Below are 21,967 nucleotides of genomic sequence, written 5' to 3'. Positions count from 1 at the left end.
GGGGTACGCATGACCGACACCGGCCAGGTCCCGGGCGAGGGACTGCCGGAGAGCGCAGGCATGGTGGAGCAGCCGGGCGTCCCCGCACACGGCGCGTACACCTACCTCTCCGAGTCTCCCGCCGAGGACGAAGACCTGCTGCTGCCGGGCTCCCAGGGCGCGTGGGGCAACGAAGTGCCCCCGCCCGCCCCGGAACCGGTCGTCGAGGCCGTCCACCAGCCGGGCCCGCACGAGACGTCCGGCCGCGACAGCGGCTCGGTCGACCTGAGCGGCGTCCTGCACCCCGACCCCCAGACGGCCCAGCCGGCCGCCCCGGCACCGGCCCCGCGCCGGCCGCTGCACCTCGGCCCGCCGACCCCCGACGCCTCCACCAGCCCGGTGCGCTCGCTGGCCGACCGCGGCCCGGCCGACGCGCCGGTCCGGCAGCCCGGCTCGGCCTCCACCGTCCCGGGGCCCGAGTACCTCGACGCGGCGCAGGCGGCTCCGGCCCCCGTTGTGAGCCTGCACGGCGCCCCGCAGGGCGCCGCCCCCTGGGGCGCCCCGGCGGCGCCCGCTGCTGCTCCCGCTGCACCGCAGGCGCCCGCGGAGCCCGCGGCCGGGGACGCGGTCGCTCCGGACGCCGAGCCGGTCGGCCCGGCCCAGGCGGCCGTCGCCCGGCTCACCGCCCAGGCGGGCGCACCGGCCCCGGCCCCGGACGCCGCCACGGAGGCGGGGCACGCCCCCGAGACGCGGGAGCCGGAACAGCACGGACACGACGACCGGCACGAGGCAGCGGCTGAGCTCGCGTCCGAGGCCGCCGCCGTCGCACCGGGTCCCGCAGCGGAACCGGCGCCCGAGGGCGAGTCCGAGCCCGTACCGTCCGCCGATCAGGTCGCGCCCGTGCCCGTGCCCGAAGTGGGGTCGGCCGGGACCGCCGAGGACACCGCCGCCGAGGGTGTACCGGCGCAGGAGGCCGTCGCCGTCCCCGCCGGGACGGACCCCGTCACCCCGGACGCACAGGTCCGGGCGGCCGGTCAGGCCCCCGAGCCCGCCGGGACCGAGGAGGCGGCGCAGCCTCAGCAGCCGGCCGAGGCCCAGCCGGCCGCGCCCGCCGCTCCGGTGGCGGACAGCGCGCCCGCGCCCGGAACGGCGACCGGAGTCCCGGAGGCCGCCGAGCAGCCGGTGGCCGCCGAGCAGCCGGTGGCCGACGAGACCGCCGTACCCGAGCAGGCCGCCGCAGCCGCTCCCGGCCAGCACGTGGACGCCCCGGCCCCCGCCCCTGCGCCGGTGGCCGCCGCAGAGCCGGTCACCGCGCCCGAGCAGGCGCCCGCCCCGGATCAGCCTGCCCCCGCCGAGGCGGCCCCGGAGCCCGAGCAGGCCGTCGAGCCCGCACCGGCACCGGCGCAGGCCCCGGCCGCTCCTGTCGAGGCCGAGGCCGTGCCCCCGCAGGTACCGCACCCCGGTGCTCCCGAGGTGTCCGCCGAGCAGACGGCAGAGCAGGAGCAGCCGGTCACGGCCCCCGCCCCGCAGCCCGCCGGGACCGCCACCCAGAACCCGGAAGCCGGGACCGCCACCCAGAACCCGGAGAGCCAGATCCCCGAGGCAGCCGAGGCGCCTGAGGGCACCCAGGTGCCCGAAGCCGTCGACGGGCCCCCGCAGCCGGTCCCCGCCCCCGAGGAGACCACCCAGCCCCAGGCCCCGGCCGACGCCTCCGCCGTCGCGCCCGCCGCCGGACCGGACCAGGCCCAGGCCGCCCCGGTCGCCGAGGCCCCGGACCCCGAGGCCGTCACCGAGCCGGTCACCCCCGAGGTGCCCGCCGTGGCTGAGGCCCAGGCAGTGCCTCAGGCACCGGAAGCCTCCCAGGCCCCGGAACCCACCCAGGCCCCGGACCCCGACGCCGCCCCCACCGCAGCGGCCCAGGCCCCGGATGTCACGGTCCCGCCCACCGGCGAGCCCGGGTCCGTATCGGCAACCCCCCACGCCGAACAGCCCCCCGCCGCCGCACCGGAGGAGGAAGCGCCCGCTGCGGCGCAGCCGTCCCCGGTCACGGGCCCGTCCCCGGTCACGGACCCGGTCCCGGTCCCGCAGCCGGTCGCCGAGGCCCCGCAGGAACCCGTGGTGGCAGTCCCGGCGCCCCGTTCCGGTGACACCGAGCCCGTGGCCACCGCCGCGACCGCCGCCCCCGCCGAGCCCGACCCCGACGTGGTCCAGCAGGCGGACGACCTGGACACCCGGGGCGCCGGCCAGGAAGAACACGAGGAGCACGAGCACCGGGCCGCCGAGACTGCCGAGGACCCCGAGGCCCCCGAGGGACAGCCGGAGGACGGGGCCGCCCCCGCCCCCGAGGCGGAGGCCCCCCGGCACGTGGGACCGGCCGCGCCCGGCTACGACGACGCCGAGCGCGAGGCCGTGCTCAAGGTGATGCGCGAACGCCGCGACATCCGCAACGGCTTCCGCGACGACCCCATCCCGCACGAGGTGCTGCTCCGGGTCCTGGAGGCGGCCCACACCGCGCCCAGCGTCGGCCACTCCCAGCCCTGGGACTTCGTCGTCATCCGCTCCGCCGACACCCGCCGGGCGATGCACGAACTGGCCGAGCGGCAGCGCGAGGCGTACGCCAAGTCGCTGCCCAAGGGCCGCGCCAAGCAGTTCAAGGAACTGAAGATCGAGGCCATCCTCGACACCCCGGTGAACATCGTCGTCACCGCCGACCCCACCCGCGGCGGCCGGCACACCCTGGGCCGCCACACCCAGCCGCAGATGGCGCCGTACTCCGCCGCGCTCGCCGTGGAGAACCTGTGGCTCGCCGCCCGCGCCGAGGGCCTGGGCGTCGGCTGGGTCAGCTTCTTCGACGAGCGGGAGATGGTCCGCACCCTCGGCCTGCCCGAGCACCTGGAGGTCATCGCCTACCTGTGCGTCGGGTACGTCGACGAGTTCCCGGACGAGCCCGAGCTGATGCAGGCCGGCTGGTCCAAGCGGCGCCCGCTGTCCTGGGTGGTGCACGAGGAGACGTACGGGCGGCGCGCGCTGCCCGGAGAGGACCCGCACGACCTGCTCGCCGAGACCGTCGCGCAGATCCGGCCGCTGGACGCCAAGGCGCTCGGCGAGGCCTGGGAGCGGCAGAAGCGCATGACCAAGCCGGCCGGCGCGCTCGGCATGCTGGAGATCATCTCGGCCCAGCTGTCCGGCCTGTCCCGGCAGTGCCCGCCGCCGATCCCGGAGCCCGCTGCCGTCGCCGTCTTCGCCGGTGACCACGGGGTGCACGCCCAGGGCGTCACGCCCTGGCCGCAGGAGGTCACCGCCCAGATGGTGGCGAACTTCCTCGGCGGGGGAGCGGTCTGCAACGCCTTCGCCAACCAGGTGGGCGCCGAGGTCTGCGTGGTCGACGTGGGCGTCGCCGCCGACCTCCCGGCCACCCCGGGCCTGCTGCCCCGCAAGGTGCGCGCGGGCACGTCCGACATGACCACCGGGCCCGCCATGACCCGCGAGGAGGCCAAGAAGGCCATCGAGGTCGGCATCGAGACCGCCCGCGACCTGGTGGCGGCCGGCAACAAGGCGCTGCTCACCGGCGAGATGGGCATCGCCAACACCACCGCCTCCGCCGCCCTCATCTCGGTCTACACCGGCGTCGACCCCGCCGAGGTCACCGGCCGGGGCACCGGCATCAACGACGAGACGCTGGCCCACAAGACCGAGGTGGTCCGCCGCGCCCTCGACGTGCACCGGCCCGACCCGGCCGACCCGATCGGCGTGCTCGCCGCGATCGGCGGCTTCGAGCACGCGGCCATCGTCGGTCTGCTCCTGGGCGGCGCGTCGCTGCGTACGCCGGTGATCCTGGACGGGGTCAGCGCGGGTGCCGCCGCCCTGGTGGCCCGCGCCATCGCCCCGGAGGTGCTGGCCGCCTGCATCGCCGGGCACCGCAGCGCCGAACCGGGCCATGTCGCCGCCCTCAACAAGCTCGGTCTGCGCCCCCTGGTCGACCTGGACCTGCGCCTGGGCGAGGGCACGGGCGCGCTGCTCGCGCTGCCGCTGGTGCAGAGCACGGCGCGGGCGATGCACGAGGTGGCGACGTTCGACTCGGCGGGCGTCACCGAGAAGTGACCCGGGTGTCCTGAGCCGGGCGGGTACGCGCTCCCCGCGTACCCCCCGGCCCCGCCGTACCCTGAACCCACGGTTAAAATCCGCACGTCAGGGCCGCTCCGAAGCCGTAGCGCCCGTCACCGTCGCACCGCTTCGACCGCATCCCCACGTCGCCCACCGCCGCCGCGACCGCCGTCCGGACGAGGAGCCGCACCACCATGGCCGAACACCCCGCCTACCCCGTAGGACTCCGCCTGTCCGGCCGCCGCGTGGTCGTCCTCGGCGGCGGCCAGGTCGCCCAGCGCCGGCTGCCGGCCCTCATCGCGGCCGGCGCGGACCTCGTCCTGGTCTCGCCAGCGGCCACGGCCTCCGTCGAAGCGATGGCGGACGCCGGTGAGATCTCCTGGCTGCGGCGCCCGTACCAGGACGGCGACCTCGCCGACGCCTGGTACGCGCTGATCGCCACCAGTGACCACGACGCCAACACCCGGGCCTCCGCCGAGGCCGAACGGGCACGCGTGTGGTGCGTGCGCGCGGACGACGCCGACGCGGCGACCGCCTGGACCCCGGCCACCGGCCACAGCGAGGGCGTCACCGTGGCCGTGCTCACCACCCGGGCCAGCGGACGCGACCCCCGGCACACCGCCGCCGTCCGCGACGCCGTCGTCGAGGGACTGCGCGACGGCACCCTGGTCGCCCCGCACCACCGCACCCGCACCCCCGGCGTCGCCCTGGTCGGCGGCGGCCCCGGCGACCCGGACCTGATCACGGTGCGTGGGCGCCGGCTGCTCGCCGAGGCGGACGTCGTCATCGCCGACCGGCTCGGACCGCGCGACCTGCTGGCCGAACTCCCGCCGCACGTCGAGGTGATCGACGCCGCGAAGATCCCCTACGGCCGTTCCATGGCCCAGGAGGCCATCAACAACGCGCTGGTCGAGCACGCCAAGCAGGGCAAGTCGGTGGTGCGGCTCAAGGGCGGCGACCCGTACGTCTTCGGCCGGGGCATGGAGGAGGTCATCGCGCTCACCGAGGCGGGGATCCCGTGCACGGTGGTGCCGGGCATCTCCAGTTCCGTCTCGGTGCCGGGCGCGGCCGGCATTCCCGTCACGCACCGCGGCGTCGCCCACGAGTTCACCGTCGTCAGCGGGCACGTGGCCCCCGACGACCCGCGCTCCCTGGTCGACTGGGCCAGCCTGGCGAAGCTCACCGGCACCCTCGTGATCCTGATGGGCGTCGACAAGATAGGCAGGATCGCCGAGACCCTGGTGGCCCACGGCAAGTCCGCCGACACCCCGGTCGCCCTCGTCCAGGAGGGCACCACCGCCGCCCAGCGCCGCGTCGACGCGACCCTCGCGACCGTCGCCGAGACCGTACGCGCCCAGGATGTCCGCCCGCCGGCCGTCATCGTCGTCGGCCCGGTCGTCACGGTCGGCCCCGCCCCCGCCGCCTGACGGCACCCCTCCCACCGCACCAGGACAAGGCAGCAGCTCCCCGTGGCCGAACTCATCACCGTCGACGACCCCGCCGACCCCCGCCTGCACGACTACACCGGCCTGACCGACGTGGAACTGCGCCGCCGGCGCGAACCCGCCGAGGGCCTGTTCATCGCCGAGGGCGAGAAGGTCATCCGCCGGGCCGCCGACGCCGGGTACGAGATGCGCTCGATGCTGCTGTCCGCCAAGTGGGCCGACGCCATGCGCGACGTCCTCGACACGCTCGACGCGCCCGTCTACGTGGTCGCCCCCGACCTGGCCGAAGAGGTCACCGGCTACCACGTGCACCGGGGCGCGCTGGCGTCCATGCGGCGCAAGCCGCTGCCCGCCGCCGCCGACCTCCTGGCCACCGCCCGCCGGGTCGCGGTCATGGAGGCGGTCAACGACCACACCAACATCGGCGCGATCTTCCGCTCGGCCGCCGCCCTCGGCATGGACGCGGTGCTGCTCTCACCCGACTGCGCCGACCCGCTCTACCGCCGCAGCGTCAAGGTCTCGATGGGCGCCGTCTTCTCCGTGCCGTACGCCCGCCTCGACACCTGGCCGCAGGGTCTTGACGCGGTCCGCGAGGCCGGCTTCGCCCTGCTCGCGCTCACCCCCGACGCGCAGGCCCGCTCCCTGGACGAGACGGCCCCGCACCGGATGGAACGGGTCGCGCTGATGCTCGGGGCGGAGGGCGACGGCCTCTCCCGCCGCGCCCTGGCCGCCGCCGACACCTGGGTCCGTATCCCGATGTCCCACGGCGTGGACTCCCTGAACGTCGGCGCGGCGGCGGCCGTCGCCTTCTACGCCGTCACGGCCGGCCGCCCGGAGGCGTAGCCCGCCCGTAGGCGTAGCCCGTACGGAGCCGCGGCCCGCGCGTGAGACGCGTGCCCGCCGGGGCGGGCGGCCCGGTGCGGAGACGGGTCAGTGGCCCGGTGCGGAGGCGGTCTCCGCCGCCTGCCCGTGCTGCTGCTCCACCCGTACGCCGCCCTGCTCGACGCCGAGCCCCCGGGACGGCCCCTGGCAGCCCTGGGCCGCCGCGATACCGAGCGCGACCAGCAGCGTCACCACCACGAACACGAACAGCCGCTGCCGCAGCAGCCGCGGGTTGGCCGGGCGCAGACCGGTGGACGTGCCGCGCGGGCGCGGCCGGCCGGGACCGCCGCGGGTGGCGGGACGGTTGCCGCTGCCGGGCCGGGACCCGCCCCTGGACGCCGGGACCGGCCGTCCGCCCGCCCGGGACGACGCGCCGGTGGCCCGCGGCCCGCCCCCGTCCCGGGGAGCGCCGCCCCGCCCGGCCGGGGCGCCGCCGCGCGGCGCGGGCGTCCGGGGCGCGGCAGCCTGCTGCCGCCGCTGCCCGCGCGCCTCGGGATGCCCGCCGCGCTGCTGCTCGGCCGCCCCGCCGCGCCGCTGCTCTGAGTACGGCGACCGCTGGCCCTCGGGACGGGCGGCGCGCTGCTGCTCCGGGTAGGTGGCGCGCTGCTGGTCCGGGTAGGTGTCGGCCATCCGGCCGGTGGGCCGGTCCGCCTCGGCGGCGCGCGGCGACGGCGGCCGCGGCTCGCCCAGGCCCTGCGCCTCGCGGGCGGCGATCTCCTTGAGCCGCAGCGACAGTTGGAGCGTGCTGGGCCGGTCCTCGGGATCCTTGGCCAGGCACGCCCGCACGAGCGGGGCCAGCGCGTCGGGCACCCCCTGGAGATGTGGCTCCTCGTGCACCACGCGGTACAGCATCACCTCGGAGCTGCCGTGCCCGAACGGCGAGTCGCCCGTCGACGCGTACGCCAGCGTCGCGCCCAGCGAGAACACGTCGGTCGCCGGGGTGACGGCGGCGCCGCGCACCTGCTCCGGGGCGAGGAAGCCGGGGGAGCCGACCGCCGTGCCCACATGGGTGAGCGTCGAGGCGCCGGTCGCCCAGGCGATGCCGAAGTCGATGATCCGCGGGCCCTTGGGCGACAGCAGGATGTTGGAGGGCTTCAGGTCCCGGTGCACCACACCGGCCTCGTGGACCGCGACAAGACCCTCCGACAGGGCGGCCCCGACCGCGGCCGCCTCGGCGGCGCCCAGCGCGCCCTCGTCGGCCACCTTGTCGTGCAGGGAGGGGCCGGGCACGTACTGCGTGGCGAACCACGGCCGGTCCGCCTCCAGGTCCGCGGCCACCAGCCGGGCGGTGCAGCCGCCCCGGATCCGCCGGGCCGCCGAGACCTCGCGCGCGAACCGGGAGCGGAACTCCTGGTCCTCCGCCAGATCCGGCCGGATGACCTTCAGCGCGACCCGCTGGCCCTTCCGGTCGGAGCCGAGATAGACCACGCCCATCCCGCCCGCGCCGAGCCGTCGGTGAAGCCTGAACGAGCCGACGACGCGCGGGTCCTCGCGCCTCAGGCGCATCATCGCCATGTTCATCCCCGCTGCCCGGTCCCTGTGACGAGCCACAGCTTACGTTTCCGGGACCGCTCGCGCGCAGAGGCCGCGCCCTCTCGACCCGATCGATTGTCACTGCCGTGCGCGAGAGTTGAGGGGCGGTCAGCGCACGGCCTGCCCGTCGGCCCGGCCCGCGGGCAAGATCCCAACCGCCCGTGCCGACAGGGGGGTTGGAGATCCCGGAGGCCGCCCGCCGGTCCGGGCCGGGGCCGCGCCGAAGACGGCCGGGAGCGAGCGGACGGCGCCGTGGCGGGCGGTCGGACGGCGGGCGGACGCGGGGGACCGGCCCCACCCGGAAGTGAGCGATGTCACCGCCCGTGTCCGGAAATGCCGGGCAGTCCGGGCACCCTCTCCGGGATGACCCGGAGACGGAGGAGGACGTCTCCACCCAGGGGAGTACGCCCCCGGGCACGGCTCATCCTCCGGGAGGCCCGCCAATCGGTACGAGGGCATGACGCCCTGCGTCCGCCCCGCCCCTAGATTTGAGGTCAAGCGGCGGGTGCAGCACTCGTCCCCCGAGGTCAGACACCCGCCGCTGCCGATGACAACCGAGACGGTCAGGAGAGGGACCATGGCCCACACGGCACCGCGGACCGCGTTCCGCGTCCCGGGACGCCTCACGCGCCCCCGCCGCACAGGCCGTCGCCACCCGCTGGTGGCGACCGTGATGGCCCTTCCCCTGGCGGCCCTGCTCCTGCTCGTCTTCGACGGGTGGGACACCGTGGCCACACAGGCGTCGTCCGTGGGAGTGATGCTGGGGCGCTGAGCGGCGCCCCAGGCCCGGAAGAGCGGTCCGGGCGGGGACATCCACCCATGAAACCCCGTGGGGACGGGGGTGCGGCGGACGGCAGAATGCCGGCGCAGCTGGGGAGCTGCGCCGGCATTGCCGTGTCCGGCCCCGCCCGCCCACGGGCCACACCCACAGACCTCACTCGCGCACCCTCCCCTCGGACACCGCCCGCGGCTCCCGCCCAGCCCGGGGCCTCCGCCCGCGACACCACCCCGTAGGCTCACCGCCCGGCGCGCCGCACCCGGACGCCATGCCCGGCGCCGCACCCGGACACGGTGCCCAGCCGCCGCACCCGGACACCAGGGGAGCCCGTGACCGCCAGCACCACCGCCCCCGTCGACCCGCCCCCCGCACTGACCGCGCAGGTCATCAGGGCCGCCCACCCCGGCGCGCCCGGCTGCGACCGCCCGACGACCGTCCTGGCCGACCGCCCCGAAGCCACGGTGGTCCGGCACTGCGGCACCGTCGCGAAGGCGCACGCACCGGGCACGGACCCCGCCGCGCTCGCCCACCGCCTGACCCTGGCCGCCCGCCTGCCGGACATCCTGCTGCCCCCGCTCGACCCCGCCCCCGTGGCGTCGGGCGACCGCCTCGTCACCTTCTGGCCGCACGGCACGCCCGTCGACCCCGAGGTCCCGGAGGCCGCGCCCTGGGAAGCCACCGCCGCACTCCTCGCCCGCCTCCACCGCACCCCCGTGCCGCCCGGACTGCCGCCCATGCGCGGCCCGGAGAAGGCCGCCCGCGCCGTCGCCCGGCTGCGCGCCGGCGCCCCCGGCCACCCGGCCGCCGGCCCGGTCCTGCGGGCGTGGGCCGCCCTGCCCGCCTGGGCGCGCGCCGAGGCACCCGCGCCCGGTCCCGCCGCCGTCTGCCACGGCGACCTGCACCTGGGCCAGCTCGTACGCCATCCGGTACCCGACGGCCCCTGGCTGCTGATCGACGTCGACGACCTCGGCACCGGAGCGCCCGCCTGGGACCTGGCCCGTCCCGCCGCCTGGTTCGCCTGCGGGCTGCTCCCGCCCGACGACTGGACCCGCTTCCTCACCGCCTACCGGACGGCGGGCGGCCCCGCCGTGCCGCATGACGGCGACCCGTGGGCCGCCCTGGACACCGCCGCCCGCGCCCTGACCGTGCAGAGCGCCGCACGGGCCGTGGCCAAGGCGGCGGCGGCCGGCCGCGCCCTGGACGAGGTGGAGCGGGCCGTGGTCGACGCCTGCCACCGAATGGCGCCGCCGCCCGGCGAGTTGGCGGGCGGACCGCCCCAGTAAGGTGCAACCGACCGCGGCCGGACGGAGTCTGTCCAGGCGGTACCCCGGAGCAGAACCCACCGGTGAGGAGTTGAGCCGAGCATGCAGTGTCCCAAGTGCCACGCGCCGATGCACACCTACAACCGCAACGGCATCCAGATCGAGCAGTGCAGCGGCTGCCGCGGCATCTTCCTCGACTACGGCGAGCTGGAGGCACTGACCCGCCTGGAGTCCCAGTGGTCGCAGCCCGCCCCGCCGCCCGCCCCGCAGGGCTACCCGGCCCCGCAGGCGTACCCCGCCCCGCCCGCCCCCGCCTGGGGCGCTCCGCACGGCGGCCACGGGCACTACGGACACGGCCACAAGCGCAAGAGCTTCGGCCACATGCTCTTCTCCAGCTGAGCCCCGGCACGCGAAAGCCCCCGGCCGCACGAGACGGCCGGGGGCTTGCTGCGGTGTGGACGATACTGGGATTGAACCAGTGACCTCTTCCGTGTCAGGGAAGCGCTCTCCCGCTGAGCTAATCGTCCTCGGGACCGTGACCGCAGGATCACGGGCGGTGCGTGCGCGATACTGGGATTGAACCAGTGACCTCTTCCGTGTCAGGGAAGCGCTCTCCCGCTGAGCTAATCGCGCGGGTCAGGACCTCGCCGTACGAGACGGCCGGTCCGGTGGACGATACTGGGATTGAACCAGTGACCTCTTCCGTGTCAGGGAAGCGCTCTCCCGCTGAGCTAATCGTCCTTGGAGGTGGAGACGGGATTTGAACCCGTGTAGACGGCTTTGCAGGCCGTTGCCTCGCCTCTCGGCCACTCCACCAGGAGTGCAGGGGACCGGGAGTCCCCTCTTTCCTGCGAGCGGACGACGAGGCTCGAACTCGCGACCTCAACCTTGGCAAGGTTGCGCTCTACCAACTGAGCTACGTCCGCCTGTCGGTGCGGTCCGCTTGCGCGTCCCGGCGACGTGTTGAACTCTAGCGGATTCCCGGGCCAGTACAAAAACGCGTTTGCGCAGCGTGCTGCGGTGCGTCCCGCCGAGGACCTGGTCAGGCCCCCCGCAGGACACACACGGGCCACCCGGTGGACACCGGTCCTAGACTCGGTGCCGTGCTCGACCTGCCTCCTCTGGCGCGCTTCGGCGACCGCCTCGCGACCGGCCTGACCGATGTCACCGACGACCCGGCGGCCCTGGACTCCACCGGTTTCTGGGCGGTCGCCGCCGACTACGAGGGCCGTCTGACCTGCGCCCGCTTCCGCGACGTACGGCACGCGCCCGTGCCCGCCCCGGTGCCCGGCGCCTGGCGCGGACCGGCCGCCGCCGACTGGACCTCCTCGCTCGACCGCCGCGCGTACACCGCGGGCGTGCGCCGGGTGCGCGAGCACATCGCGGCAGGCGAGGTCTACCAGGTCAACCTCTGCCGGGTGCTCTCCGCGCCGGTCCGCCCCGACGCCGACGTGGACGCGCTCACCGCCGTCCTGGCCCGCGGCAACCCGGCCCCGTACGCCGGAACGATTCGCCTGCCGGAGCACGGCGTGGAAATCGCCACCGCCTCCCCGGAGCTGTTCCTGCGCCGCGCGGGCCGCACCGCGGAGTCGGGCCCGATCAAGGGCACCGCCCGCACCGAGGACGAACTCCTCGACAAGGACCACGCCGAGAACGTGATGATCGTGGACCTGGTCCGCAACGACCTCGGCCGGGTCTGCGCCACCGGCAGCGTCACCGTCCCCGACCTGTGCGCCGTCGAGAAGCACCCCGGCCTGGTCCACCTCGTCTCCACCGTCCACGGCGACCTGCGCCCCGGCACCGGCTGGCCCGAACTGCTCGCCGCCGCCTTCCCGGCCGGTTCGATCACCGGCGCCCCCAAGTCGAGCGCCCTGCGGATCATCGACGCCCTGGAGACCGCGCCCCGCGGACCGTACTGCGGCGGCATCGGCTGGGTCGACGCCGACCGGGGCACCGGTGAACTGGCCGTCGGCATCCGCACCTTCTGGATCGACCGGCCCGGCGGCGCCGGAACGGGCGCCGTGCTGCGCTTCGGCGCGGGCGCCGGCATCACCTGGGACTCCGACCCCGAGGGGGAGTGGCGGGAGACCGAACTGAAGGCGGCCCGGCTGCTCGCGGTAGCGTCGGGCACCTACGAGCACGGCGGAGAGGACACGGCACTGTGAAGGTATGGCTCGACGGCGCACTGCGGGACCTGGAGTCCGCGCGCGTCTCCGCCCTGGACCACGGGCTGACCGTGGGCGACGGCGTCTTCGAGACGGTCAAGGCCACCGAGGGGAAGCCGTTCGCGCTCACCCGCCACCTGGACCGGCTGACCCGCTCGGCCCGCGGCCTCGGCCTGCCCGCCCCCGACCTCGACGAGGTCCGCCGCGCCTGCGCCGCCGTCCTCGGCGCCCACCCCGTGCCGCTCGGCCGGCTGCGCATCACCTACACCGGCGGCCACGGCCCCCTCGGCTCCGACCGGGGCGAGCACCCGCCCACCCTCGTCGTCGCCCTCGGGGAGGCCGCCCGCCGCCCCGACTCCACCGCCGCCGTCACCGTCCCCTTCACCCGCAACGAACGCGGCGCCCTCACCGGTCTGAAGACCACCTCCTACGCGGAGAACGTCGTCGCCCTCGCCCGTGCCCGCGCCCAGGACGCCTCCGAGGCCCTGTTCGGCAACACCGTCGGACAGCTCTGCGAGGGCACCGGGTCCAACGTCTTCGTCGTCCTCGGCGGCGAGATCCACACCCCGCCGCTCGCCTCCGGCTGCCTCGCCGGTGTCACCCGCGCGCTGGTCCTCGACTGGACCGGAGCCCGCGAGAGCGACCTGCCGCTCGACGTCCTGGACCGCGCCGAGGAGGTCTTCCTCACCTCCACCCTGCGCGACGTGCAGGCCGTCCACCGCGTCGACGGCCGCGAGCTGCCCGGCACGGCGGGCCCGGTGACCGCCAAGGCCATGCGGATCTTCGACGAGCGGTCCGGGGACGACCTCGACCCGTGACCGGGCGGCGGTCGCGGGACGTCGCGCACGTCGCGGAAAAAGAGCTGACGCGGGCCGCCGGGGCGGGTAGAAATCCCCTGATGACCACCACCCTGCGGCCCACCGAGCCGCTCCAGCAGCACCCCGACGGAACCCGCTCGCGCCGCTACCAGGTCTGCGTGAACAGCCGCCCCGTCGGCGTGCTCCATCTGGCCACCCACCCGGTCTTCGGGCCCGCCGTCGCCCGGATCCTCGACCTGCGCATCGACGAGCCCGACCGGGGCCGGGGCCGCGGCACGGTGGCCGCGCTGGCCGCCGAGGAGGTCGCGCGCGACTGGGGGTGCCGGCGCGTCGAGATCACCGTGCCCGCCACCGAGGAGGCCGCCCTGCGGCTCGTCGCCGCGCTCGGCTACGTCCCGCGCAACCGCGGCATGGAGAAGCGACTCGGCGCCACCGCGCCCGAACTGCCCGCGGGCACCCGCGGCCGGCCGCTCACCGACGCCGAGTACGGCCCGTGGCTGGAGCACGGCAAGGCCGTCTACGCGCAGAGCTGGATCGACCGCGGCGTACCGGCCGACGAGGCGCACGCCAAGTCGGAGGCCGACCACGCCCGGCTGCTGCCCCAGGGCCCGGCCACACCGGACATGCTGATCAGCGTCCTGGAACACGAGGGCACCCCGGTCGGCACCCTGTGGGTCGCCCTCGACGAGGACAGGGCGTTCGTCTACGACGTCGAGGCCGACGCGCGCTTCCGCGGCCGGGGCCACGGCCGCTCCCTGATGCTGCTCGCCGAGGCCCAGGCCATCGCCGCGGGCCGGCCCGTCCTCGGCCTCAACGTCTTCGCCGGCAACACCCCGGCCGAGCGCCTCTACGACTCCCTCGGCTACCGCACGACCCTGCACTCCCTCTACAAGGAACTGCCCTGACCCCACGGCCGCGGGGGAGCGGTCAGGCCGTGTCCTGGCCGCCCCGGCCCTGCTGCGCCAGCAGCCGGTCGACGATCTCCTCGACGCGCTCGCGCAGCCCCTCCTGGCTGGTGCCGCCGTCCAGGTGCTCGCCGCCGACCACATACGTCGGTGTGCCCGTCACCCCGATCGCCTTGCCCTCGGCCTGGTCGGCGTCCACCATCAGGATGTGCCGGCCGTCGATCAGCGCGGTGTCGAACTCCTCGGCGTCCAGGCCCAGTTCACGGGCCACCTCGACCAGCAGCGGCTCGCCCCGGCGGTCCAGCTCCGCCACCCGGGCGAGCACCGCCTCCACGTACGGCCACAGCCGCCCCTGCTCGGCGGCCTCCTCGGCGGCCTGCGCGGCGGCGAAGGCGTGCCGGTGCTTGTCCAGCGGGAAGTGCCGCAGCCGCAGCTCCAGCCGGTCGCCGTAGCGGGCGCGCAGGGCACGCAGGTCGTCCAGCGCCGTACGGCAGTCCGGGCACTGGAGCTCGCACCAGACGTCGAGGACCGGGGCCGTGGATGCGGGGGAGGTGTCGCTCATGCCACCAGTCTTCCAGGCCCGCGGCGCGGCACCCAATCCCCGCCCGCCGCGACCGGCGCCCCCGCCCGGCCCTCGGCCCACGCCCCGCCGGGCGCCGCCCGTGACCGGCACCTGCGGAGGAGGCGACCCGGAGATCTCCCTGATGTCGGTCCCGGACGTGGCCCGCGGCCCGGTGGGAGGTGCAGGATGGAAGGGACGAAGGGCCCGGACCGGCTGCCCGGCCGCCCCGACCGCAGAGCACCGCCTGGAGGACCGGATGATTGCCGAGACCGTCTGTTGCGCCGTCTCCGCGGCCGGGCTGGGCATCGCCGCGGTCACCGCCTACCGCAAGCGGTTCCTCGCGGCCGCCCGGGTCGCCGCCTACTCGCTCGTCCCGGTGGGGCTGGTGATGACCGGGGCCGTCGGCTGGCTGGCCCGCACCGCCTTCAGTCCCACCGCCTGGGCCGGATTCGCCCTGCTCGGCTGCGCCTGGGTGCTCTTCGCGACGACCCGCGCCGTCGAGCGCCGCCGGGGCGGCACCCGCAAGGAGCGCAGAGCGGCGGCCCGCGCCGCCGCACCGGAAGCGGTGGCCCCGGCGGCCTCCGCGCCCTCCCTCGGCGGCGCCCGCAAGCCCGCCGACCGCCCGTCCGGCGCCCAGAGCTCCCGCCCGGCCTCCGCGCCCGGCGGCGACGACTTCAGCGACATCGAGGCCATCCTCAAGAAGCACGGGATCTGACATCCGACCGACGCCGGTCCTGGAAACGATCAAGCTCTGACCCGATCCGGAGCGAAGATCACGGAATCCGCGACGACCCGGACATTCGGTGCGTGTTGATCGCGCCGCGGGTCCTGCCTGGGTCATCATCACCGCGAGATGGTGGACACGACCCAGAGCGAGGCCGCGCCGCAGAAGGACAAGCCGCGCGGCTGCCTCTTCGCCCTATCCCAGCCACCGCTGATGATCTTCCTTGCGGTGATCGGGTGTCTGCTGCTCATGGCTGCGTTGCACGACCTGCTGCTGCTGTGAGCCGTACCGTGGTTCCTCGGCGTCACCCGCCGGGGGCCACGACCCACCGGAGCGGTCCCGGGCTCAGCCCGCCGCCTCCTTGCGCCGCGCGCGGTACGCGGCCACATGCAGCCGGTTGCCGCAGGTGCGGCTGTCGCAGTAGCGCCGCGAGCGGTTGCGGGACAGGTCGACGAAGGCCCGCCGGCAGTCGGGCGCCTCGCACCGGCGCAGCCGCTCCTGCTCCCCGGCCACCACGAAGAACGCCAGCGCCATCCCGCAGTCCGCCGCCAGGTGATCGGCGACCGACGCACCGGGGGCGAAGTAGTGCACATGCCAGTCGTAGCCGTCGTGGTCCGTCAGCCGGGGCGTGGTGCCCGCCGCCGCCACCAGCTCGTTGATCATCCCGGCGGCCGTACGGGAGTCCGGGGCGGAGAAGATCCCCGCGAACCGGCCGCGGATGCGGCGCACCGCCGAGAGATCGAACTCCGAGAGGACCCCGACATCGCTCATGTCGTGCCGGCGTACGAAATCCGTCAGCGCGGCGAGATCCGCCAGCCCGTCCGGCGCCGAGTCGTCCTCCGGTGCGGTGTTCACCAGATCCACCACGGTGTCGAGCGCGCACCGGGTGTCGTGGGTGATCAGCACGTTTCGCTCCCTGGCCTGGGGATCGGGCACACGCCCGCCGATGCAGGCCGATGGTAGCGGCCCCGCCGTCACCCGAGCAGCGCACAGGCGCGCCACGGTGCGCCCAGGCGGGCCCCTGCCGCCCCCGGACGCGCGCGGGCGCACCGGCGGCGGCCCCCGAGGGGAACCGGCGCCGGTGCGCCCTGTGTGCGGTCGTCCTGGCCCGAGCCGTCTCCCCGAGTGGACGGCAACGGGCAGCTCGAAGGGCCTCGGCGGCTACCGCTAACTCTCCGCGAGGATGTGCGACAGCTCCTGATCGAGATCGAAGTGCCGGTGTTCCGTGCCCGGGGGCACGGCCGCGTCCGTCCGCTTCAGGAAGGACTCCAGGGCCCGCGCCGGGGCCTCGAGCAGTGCCTCGCCCTCCGGAGAGCTCAGGGCGATGCACACGACGCCCTGACCATGACTGCGCGACGGCCAGACTCGGACGTCGCCGGTGCCCGTGGGACGGTGAAGCCCCTCGGCGAGGAGGTCGCGGGCGAACACCCACTCGACGGTCTCCTCGGCTCCGGTGTGGAAGGTGGCGTGCACGGCGTAGGGGTCGGCCGTGTCGTACCGCAGGCCTGCGGGGACAGGCAGGGAGGACTCGCTCGACACAACGAGGCGCAGGTGCAGCTCGCAGCTGACCGTGGTGTTCATAAGCGCCAGGGCCTTTCGCTCAGTGTGCGCTCGGGGATTCGCACGTCGGCGAAATCGACATGCCACCTACGGTGCCGTTGTAAACCCCTCTGAGTGTTTTGCCTGGCTTTACGTAACTCTTCCGGCCGAGAACCCGTTCGGGCGGTACGGCCATTCCGGTGACCGGATTCTCTCCGGTAGGTTCGGACATATGAATACGGGGAGTGACGAGCCGGCCCAGGTTGCCGCGACGCCGGACGGAGCGACGATGGAGGGGAAGCCCGAAGTACCCCGCGATCCCCACGGCAGGGCCGGGGCGGACGGGGCGCCGGACCGCCGGGGCCTCGGGTCCCGCGCGCCCGAGTTCGTCCGGTCCCGGCGCGTGCTCCACGTCAGCTGGCAGGTCGGCGTCTTCGTCGTCGGCCTCGCGGTCGTCGTCACCGGCGTCATCCTGCTCCCGCTGCCCGGACCGGGCTGGGTGGTCATCTTCGGCGGCATGGCGATCTGGGCGACCGAGTTCGTCTGGGCCCAGCTCGTGCTGCGCTGGACCAAACGCAAGGTCACCGAGGCGGCCCAGCGGGCCCTCGACCCCAGGGTGCGCCGCCGCAACATCGCTTTGACCGTGGCCGGACTCGTGATCATCGCGGTGCTCGGCGGGATCTACCTGTGGAAGTTCGGCCTGGTCATGCCCTGGAGCATCAGGCACCAGTGAGCCGGACCGGCCGCCGGTGACCGGCCCGCGAGACCTCCCGGCCCCCTGCGGCCCCCTCCCGGACCCTGGTCCGGGGCACCGGCTGACATGCGGTAATGTTCTTCCTGCACCCGGGGCGATTAGCTCAGTGGAAGAGCGCTTCGTTCACACCGAAGAGGTCACTGGTTCGAACCCAGTATCGCCCACCCCGGTCCCACGGCCCGTCCCTGAACACAGGACGGGCCGTCGGTGTATGCGCACCGGTGGACGCCGATCCATGAAGGCGGACTTTCCCGTCCCGCTTTCACCGCCGCGTCCCACCACCGTGTCTCTTTCCACCGGGAGTTCCGCGAGCGGACTCGCGATGAAAATCTCCCGACGATTTCCAATACCCCGTCATATTCCTTCGGGCGCAGGGCACAAGAGGCTTCGGCGCCCGTCCTCCGGACCCGGCCCGGCACCGGAAAAGCGGCCCGCGGGCAGCGGCGCACCGGGCAGACTGAGGACCATGGACTGGACCCACTACCGCTTCCTCAGCCGGTGGCCCGTGCCCGCCCCGCCCGCCGCCGTGTACGCGGCCCTGGAACGGGTCGAGGACTACCCGCGGTGGTGGCCGCAGGTGCGCGAGGTCCGCCGGACCGGCGCCACCGCAGGCGTCGTCCGGATCCGCTCCCTGCTGCCGTACGACATGACGTTCACCGCCCGCGAGGCGCGCCGCGACCCGGCCGCCGGGATCCTGGAGGTGGCGATGACCGGGGACATCGACGGCTGGGCGCGCTGGACCCTCACCGCCCACGGCACCGGCACCCTGGCCCGCTACGACCAGGTCGTCGACGTGCACAAGCCGCTGCTCAGACGCCTCGCGGTGCCCGGCCGCCCCGTCTTCCGGCTCAACCACCGGCTGATGATGAGCGCCGGACGGCGGGGGCTGGCCGCGCATCTGGCGACGGTTTGAACGAAGGCCCCCCGGACCTGTATGGTTCAGTGCGTTCCCGGGCGATTAGCTCAGTGGGAGAGCGCTTCGTTCACACCGAAGAGGTCACTGGTTCGAACCCAGTATCGCCCACCAGAAGAAGTTCATTGGAACCCGGTACCTTCCAGGGGCCGCCCGCCAGGGCGGCCCCTGTTCGGTGTAGGTCGCTGTGCGCTCGTCGGCCGACGCGGGCACGGCCGGCGTCCGGAGCGGTGGTGTCACACCCGTGGGATCGCGCACCACACGACTTCGCCACCGGTGGGCAGCAGGCAAGTGGTCCCACTCCTTGGAGATCTCGCCCACGATGAACAGCTCCCGGCCGCTCTCAGCGTCCTCGGACTTCGTCGTGTCGGGAACGGGCGGGCGGCTGCTGGGGTCGGCCACTTCCGCGACGAGCCGTGCTGCGTCGTGGCGAAGGGTCAGCGTGACGTGAGCGTCCGGTACATCGGGCGCGACATGCCGCACGGCGTTGGACACCAACTCGCAGACGGCCAGCTCGGTCGTGTCGATCCGCTCGTCGGCGACCTGCCAGGCGCTGAGGACATCGCGGACGTGCCGCCTGGCCCACGGCGTGGCTTCGGGAAACCCAGCCGGATTTCAACCGATGCGCCGTCGTCTGATCGGCCGAGTCCGTTCCTGGTGACGCTCCGGACCAAGGGCCGGCCCGCAGCAGCGGACCGGCCTTCTTCATGTCACCGCCCGCCGCCCCGCCCCGGCGCCGCGGACCCGCACCGCCTCAAGCCGCCGCCGGCAGCTCCGGGCGCAGTGGCCAGGCCGGATCCACGGTCTCCTCGGTGCCGGTGCGCGCGAACCACGCCTGCAGGCCCCGCGCCTGCGCCGCGTGCCAGCCCGTCTGCAACGCGTGCAGCTCGGCGGGGGACAGCCGCTCCAGCCGGGCCGCGAACCGGCGGCCGAGCGCCCGGACCACCTCCAGCGCGGCCAGCGCGTCCGCCGCCGCGTCATGCGCCTCCGCCAGCGTCACCTCGTAGTGCGCGCACAGATCGGTGAGCGTGCGCCGCCCCTTGCGGTAGCGGTCCAGATGCTTGTCCAGCACCCGCGGATCCAGCACGCTCAGCGGCGACGACTCCAGCCAGCGGCCCAGCGAGGACGCCCGGTGCCGCCGCAACTCCCGGTCCAGCAGCGTCAGATCGAACGGCGCGTTCATCACCACGAGCGGGCGGCCCAGCGCGGCCTGTTCCGCCAGCTCCTCGGCTATCTCGTACATCACCGGCGCGGGCCAGCGCCCGTTGCGGTGCAGATGCTCCTCCGTCAGGCCGTGCACCGCCGTCGCCGCCTCGGGCACCGGCACCCCCGGATTCACCAGCCAGCGCACCGTCCTGGGCCGCGCGCCCGGCGCGTCCTGGACGACGACGGCGGCCGACACGATGCGGTCGGTCTCGACGTCGACGCCCGTGGTCTCCGTGTCGAAGGCGGCCAGCGGCCCCTCGTACCAGCAGCACGTCATGTCGACCACAACTCCTCGCTTATCCAAGGCGGCTGACGTGCCGTCCGCCACCCGAACCGGTGATACCCGGGCCGTTTGCGGCGTACGCCGGAAGGAGACAACAGCAGTACGGGTCTTTGCAGTTCACGGACCCGCTCCGCGGACCGGGGCACGCGCCCCCGGCGGCGGCCCCGGCACGCGCCCGGCCCGCCCGTCGCCGGCCTCCGTGTCACCCCCGTTCCACCCACACCCCGTTCGGTACGTCTCTCTCGATTCCCCTGGTGCGGAAGGCTGTCGGTCATGGTGACGGCGCAGCCCGAGCGGAGCGGGCTGCTGCCCGGCCGCGCGGGCACCCGACGCGGCACACTCGCCACCACCGCCTGCATGGAGACCTTGCAGGTGGGCTATCTGCACGCCGTCGCCGCCGCGGCCGGCTGCTCCCTGTCCCAGCCCTTCCCGGACAACGGCATCGACTGGCACGTCAGCCACAGCGCCCCCGGACACACCGTCGACGACGAGGTGACCGTCAAGGTGCAGCTCAAGTGCACCTACCAGCTCCCGCCCCACCCGCCGGGCCCGACCTTCGCCTTCACCCTGGACAACGCCCACCTGGCGAAGCTCGCCCGCACCCCGGTCTCGGTCCACAAGATCCTGGTCGTGATGATCGTGCCGCGCTCCCAGGACCAGTGGCTGCGGGCCGGACACGACCGGCTCGACCTGAGGCACTGCTGCTACTGGGTCAACCTCGCCGGCCATCCGATCAGCGGCCGCCACCGCACCACCGTACGGATACCGACCTCGCGCATCTTCGACGACCGGGCCCTGTGCGAGATCATGACGCGGGTCGGGACCGGAGGCAGACCATGACGCACCGCCCCCCTGACCAGCCGCAGCGCCCCGCGCGCCCGCACCCCGCCACCGCGCCCCCGGCCGGCGTCCCGCACCCCGCCGACGTCGACCCCGCCGTGCTCGCCGCCCTGCTGCACCGGCACGGCTGGCAGCGGCGCGGCGGCGCCACGGGACACTACGGCCGCTGGACACCGCCCGGCCCCGGCGGCGCCGCCACCAGCCTGCTGGTGCCCGTCAGCCGCGCCTTCCCCGACAGCGACGACCTGCTCGGCGAGGTGCTCGACGCCCTCGTCCGCGCCCGCACACCGTCCGCGTACGCCGTCCTGGCCGCCCTCGCCGTGCCAAGCGACGAGATCCACTGGTGGCGCGACGAACCGGGCGGCCCGGCCGGGACCGCCGCCTGGACCGCCGCGGAACGGCTGCGCGCCGCCGCCCGGCAGACCCTGCTCGCCGCCGCGCTCGCCACCCGCGCGCGCACCGGCTACCACGGCGCACGGCACCGCCGCCCGGCCGCCGCCTGCCTCGACCACGTCCTGGTCGGCTCCGGCAGCGGCGGCACCGGCCTGACCGCGCTCGTTCCCGTCGACCCCGCCCGGCCGCTCGCCGTCCGGCTCCACCGGGCCGTCCACGCCGTCCGCGAGGCCATTGACCACCGCCGGGCCACCGGAGCCCTGGACGCCTTCGACGGCGCGGTCCGGGCCGGCGCCAGCCGCGAGTTGACCGAGGCGCTGATCGCGCTGGTGCGCGGCAGCGAGAGCGCCCGGATCGCGGTCGACTGGGCACCCGCCGCGGGCGTACCCGAGCACTGCGGGACCGAGCCGGTCGAGTTCTCACCCGGCGACCTGCCCGTGCTGCGCGAAGCCGGCGCCCGCTATCTGCGCGCCGAGCCGTCCGTGCCCGTGCGGATCACCGGCGCGGTGGTCCGGCTGCGCAGGCCCCGGCCCTACGGCGAGGGCACCGCGCGGCTGCGCGTCCTCGCGGGCGCCGAGGTGCCCTACGTCCGCGTCGTCCTCGCCGAGGAGGACTACCGCACCGCCGGGCACGCGCACCTGGCCGGCCTGCCGGTGCGGATGCGCGGCAGGCTGGAGAGCCGCGGCGGCTTCCGCCGGGTCACGGGCGCCTGCGAGGTCGTCCCCGTGCGGGTGGACGACGAGGAGCGGGACCGGCTGATGAAATGGCTGGGGGAGGGGCCCGTGGACCCGGATCTCTTCGGCGGACCGGAGGCCGCGGCGGGCGGCGCACCGCGGGGCTGACGACAACCGCTTCGCGGAGGGTGCCTTCGTCTCGGTACCA

The 21,967-nt window shown here is 75.2% G+C and carries 20 protein-coding genes, 7 tRNA genes and 1 pseudogene; 17 read left to right on the top strand and 11 right to left on the bottom strand.

The annotated features are described in order from the left end of the window. Positions 1 to 9 precede the first annotated feature (9 nt). The 3 genes from cobT (at position 10) to A8713_RS05405 (ending at position 6,371) form a co-directional block, all read left to right on the top strand. The gene (cobT, locus tag A8713_RS05415) at positions 10 to 4,080 is read left to right on the top strand and encodes a nicotinate-nucleotide--dimethylbenzimidazole phosphoribosyltransferase (protein ID WP_064531735.1); all 4,071 of its coding nucleotides are present in this window, start codon (positions 10 to 12) and stop codon (positions 4,078 to 4,080) included. Positions 4,081 to 4,277: 197 nt separating this feature from the next. Continuing rightward, the gene (cobA, locus tag A8713_RS05410) at positions 4,278 to 5,510 is read left to right on the top strand and encodes a uroporphyrinogen-III C-methyltransferase (RefSeq protein WP_064531733.1); all 1,233 of its coding nucleotides are present in this window, start codon (positions 4,278 to 4,280) and stop codon (positions 5,508 to 5,510) included. 42 nt (positions 5,511 to 5,552) lie between these two features. Continuing rightward, on the top strand, positions 5,553 to 6,371 hold the full coding sequence (locus A8713_RS05405) for a TrmH family RNA methyltransferase (RefSeq protein ID WP_064531731.1): 819 nt from the start codon (positions 5,553 to 5,555) through the stop codon (positions 6,369 to 6,371). 87 nt (positions 6,372 to 6,458) lie between these two features. Here A8713_RS05405 and A8713_RS05400 read toward each other — a convergent pair whose 3' ends face one another. Continuing rightward, positions 6,459 to 7,931, bottom strand: a complete 1,473-nt coding sequence (locus A8713_RS05400) for a serine/threonine protein kinase (protein ID WP_064531729.1) — start codon at positions 7,929 to 7,931, stop codon at positions 6,459 to 6,461. 589 nt (positions 7,932 to 8,520) lie between these two features. On the opposite strand from A8713_RS05400, the gene A8713_RS05395 reads away from it, so the two are divergent. From A8713_RS05395 to A8713_RS05385, 3 genes are all read left to right on the top strand, one after another. Next, entirely contained in the window at positions 8,521 to 8,715 is a 195-nt protein-coding gene (locus tag A8713_RS05395) for a hypothetical protein (RefSeq protein ID WP_064531727.1), read from the top strand. A gap of 335 nt (positions 8,716 to 9,050) precedes the next feature. Continuing rightward, positions 9,051 to 10,004 carry an aminoglycoside phosphotransferase family protein gene (locus A8713_RS05390; protein ID WP_107440588.1) on the top strand — a complete coding sequence of 318 codons (954 nt, stop codon included), beginning with the start codon at positions 9,051 to 9,053 and terminating at the stop codon, positions 10,002 to 10,004. Positions 10,005 to 10,085: 81 nt separating this feature from the next. After that, positions 10,086 to 10,382, top strand: a complete 297-nt coding sequence (locus A8713_RS05385; protein WP_064531725.1) for a TFIIB-type zinc ribbon-containing protein — start codon at positions 10,086 to 10,088, stop codon at positions 10,380 to 10,382. 56 nt (positions 10,383 to 10,438) lie between these two features. Here the strand turns inward: A8713_RS05385 and A8713_RS05380 are convergent. From A8713_RS05380 to A8713_RS05360, 5 genes are all read right to left on the bottom strand, one after another. Further along, positions 10,439 to 10,510: transfer RNA gene (locus A8713_RS05380), tRNA-Val, on the bottom strand. A 34-nt stretch (positions 10,511 to 10,544) separates the two neighbouring features. Then, positions 10,545 to 10,616 (bottom strand) — tRNA-Val (locus A8713_RS05375). Positions 10,617 to 10,652: 36 nt separating this feature from the next. Further along, positions 10,653 to 10,724: transfer RNA gene (locus A8713_RS05370), tRNA-Val, on the bottom strand. Position 10,725: 1 nt separating this feature from the next. Beyond that, a tRNA-Cys gene (locus tag A8713_RS05365) sits at positions 10,726 to 10,799 on the bottom strand. Between the two features lie 37 nt (positions 10,800 to 10,836). Beyond that, positions 10,837 to 10,909: transfer RNA gene (locus tag A8713_RS05360), tRNA-Gly, on the bottom strand. A 177-nt stretch (positions 10,910 to 11,086) separates the two neighbouring features. On the opposite strand from A8713_RS05360, the gene A8713_RS05355 reads away from it, so the two are divergent. The 3 genes from A8713_RS05355 to A8713_RS05345 all read left to right on the top strand — a co-directional run bounded on the left by A8713_RS05355 (position 11,087) and on the right by A8713_RS05345 (position 13,871). Continuing rightward, positions 11,087 to 12,148 (top strand): chorismate-binding protein, encoded by a 1,062-nt coding sequence (locus A8713_RS05355; RefSeq protein WP_064531723.1) that lies wholly within the window; start codon positions 11,087 to 11,089, stop codon positions 12,146 to 12,148. Next, positions 12,145 to 12,966, top strand: coding sequence for an aminotransferase class IV (locus A8713_RS05350; protein WP_064531720.1), 822 nt, complete (start codon positions 12,145 to 12,147; stop codon positions 12,964 to 12,966). Before A8713_RS05355 ends, A8713_RS05350 begins: the two co-directional genes overlap by 4 nt. Positions 12,967 to 13,046: 80 nt before the next feature. Continuing rightward, positions 13,047 to 13,871: a GNAT family N-acetyltransferase gene (locus tag A8713_RS05345; RefSeq protein WP_064531718.1), complete on the top strand. Its 825-nt coding sequence runs from the start codon at positions 13,047 to 13,049 to the stop codon at positions 13,869 to 13,871. 22 nt (positions 13,872 to 13,893) lie between these two features. On the opposite strand, the gene A8713_RS05340 is transcribed toward A8713_RS05345, so the two are convergent. Then, entirely contained in the window at positions 13,894 to 14,433 is a 540-nt protein-coding gene (locus A8713_RS05340) for a DsbA family protein (RefSeq protein ID WP_064531716.1), read from the bottom strand. 256 nt (positions 14,434 to 14,689) lie between these two features. On the opposite strand from A8713_RS05340, the gene A8713_RS05335 reads away from it, so the two are divergent. Beyond that, positions 14,690 to 15,148 carry a hypothetical protein gene (locus A8713_RS05335; RefSeq protein WP_064531714.1) on the top strand — a complete coding sequence of 153 codons (459 nt, stop codon included), beginning with the start codon at positions 14,690 to 14,692 and terminating at the stop codon, positions 15,146 to 15,148. Positions 15,149 to 15,286: 138 nt separating this feature from the next. Next, positions 15,287 to 15,439 carry a hypothetical protein gene (locus A8713_RS33740; protein WP_018570251.1) on the top strand — a complete coding sequence of 51 codons (153 nt, stop codon included), beginning with the start codon at positions 15,287 to 15,289 and terminating at the stop codon, positions 15,437 to 15,439. A 63-nt stretch (positions 15,440 to 15,502) separates the two neighbouring features. Here A8713_RS33740 and A8713_RS05330 read toward each other — a convergent pair whose 3' ends face one another. Together A8713_RS05330 and A8713_RS05325 are read right to left on the bottom strand one after the other, a co-directional pair. Beyond that, entirely contained in the window at positions 15,503 to 16,063 is a 561-nt protein-coding gene (locus A8713_RS05330; protein WP_064531712.1) for a CGNR zinc finger domain-containing protein, read from the bottom strand. 261 nt (positions 16,064 to 16,324) lie between these two features. Then, positions 16,325 to 16,738 (bottom strand): SsgA family sporulation/cell division regulator, encoded by a 414-nt coding sequence (locus tag A8713_RS05325; RefSeq protein WP_004002642.1) that lies wholly within the window; start codon positions 16,736 to 16,738, stop codon positions 16,325 to 16,327. A gap of 190 nt (positions 16,739 to 16,928) precedes the next feature. Here A8713_RS05325 and A8713_RS05320 point away from each other — a divergent pair, with 190 nt between their 5' ends. The 4 genes from A8713_RS05320 to A8713_RS05305 all read left to right on the top strand — a co-directional run bounded on the left by A8713_RS05320 (position 16,929) and on the right by A8713_RS05305 (position 18,477). Then, positions 16,929 to 17,429 (top strand): TIGR02611 family protein, encoded by a 501-nt coding sequence (locus A8713_RS05320; protein WP_079158844.1) that lies wholly within the window; start codon positions 16,929 to 16,931, stop codon positions 17,427 to 17,429. A gap of 113 nt (positions 17,430 to 17,542) precedes the next feature. After that, positions 17,543 to 17,614: transfer RNA gene (locus A8713_RS05315), tRNA-Val, on the top strand. Positions 17,615 to 17,916: 302 nt separating this feature from the next. Next, complete coding sequence (locus tag A8713_RS33480; RefSeq protein ID WP_064531708.1) at positions 17,917 to 18,363, top strand: SRPBCC family protein; 447 nt, start codon at positions 17,917 to 17,919, stop codon at positions 18,361 to 18,363. 39 nt (positions 18,364 to 18,402) lie between these two features. After that, a tRNA-Val gene (locus A8713_RS05305) sits at positions 18,403 to 18,477 on the top strand. On the opposite strand, the pseudogene A8713_RS31935 reads toward A8713_RS05305, so the two are convergent. Beyond that, positions 18,448 to 18,900: pseudogene (locus tag A8713_RS31935) on the bottom strand (ATP-binding protein); the annotation flags it as partial. The gene A8713_RS05305 and the pseudogene A8713_RS31935 overlap by 30 nt on opposite strands. Before the next feature lie 217 nt (positions 18,901 to 19,117). Continuing rightward, positions 19,118 to 19,846 carry a 3'-5' exonuclease gene (locus A8713_RS05300; protein WP_064537263.1) on the bottom strand — a complete coding sequence of 243 codons (729 nt, stop codon included), beginning with the start codon at positions 19,844 to 19,846 and terminating at the stop codon, positions 19,118 to 19,120. A gap of 279 nt (positions 19,847 to 20,125) precedes the next feature. Between A8713_RS05300 and A8713_RS05295 the strand changes: the two genes are divergently transcribed. Both A8713_RS05295 and A8713_RS05290 read left to right on the top strand, forming a co-directional pair. Then, a complete protein-coding gene (locus A8713_RS05295; RefSeq protein ID WP_064531706.1) occupies positions 20,126 to 20,692 on the top strand; it encodes a DUF4365 domain-containing protein in 567 nt (188 codons plus the stop codon). Further along, entirely contained in the window at positions 20,689 to 21,927 is a 1,239-nt protein-coding gene (locus A8713_RS05290; protein ID WP_064531704.1) for a hypothetical protein, read from the top strand. Before A8713_RS05295 ends, A8713_RS05290 begins: the two co-directional genes overlap by 4 nt. The last annotated feature ends 40 nt before the right edge of the window (positions 21,928 to 21,967 follow it).

Origin of the sequence: Streptomyces sp. SAT1 (assembly GCF_001654495.1) — a bacterium.
GTDB lineage: Bacteria > Actinomycetota > Actinomycetes > Streptomycetales > Streptomycetaceae > Streptomyces > Streptomyces andamanensis.
This window is presented reverse-complemented; position numbering and strand designations above follow the sequence as displayed.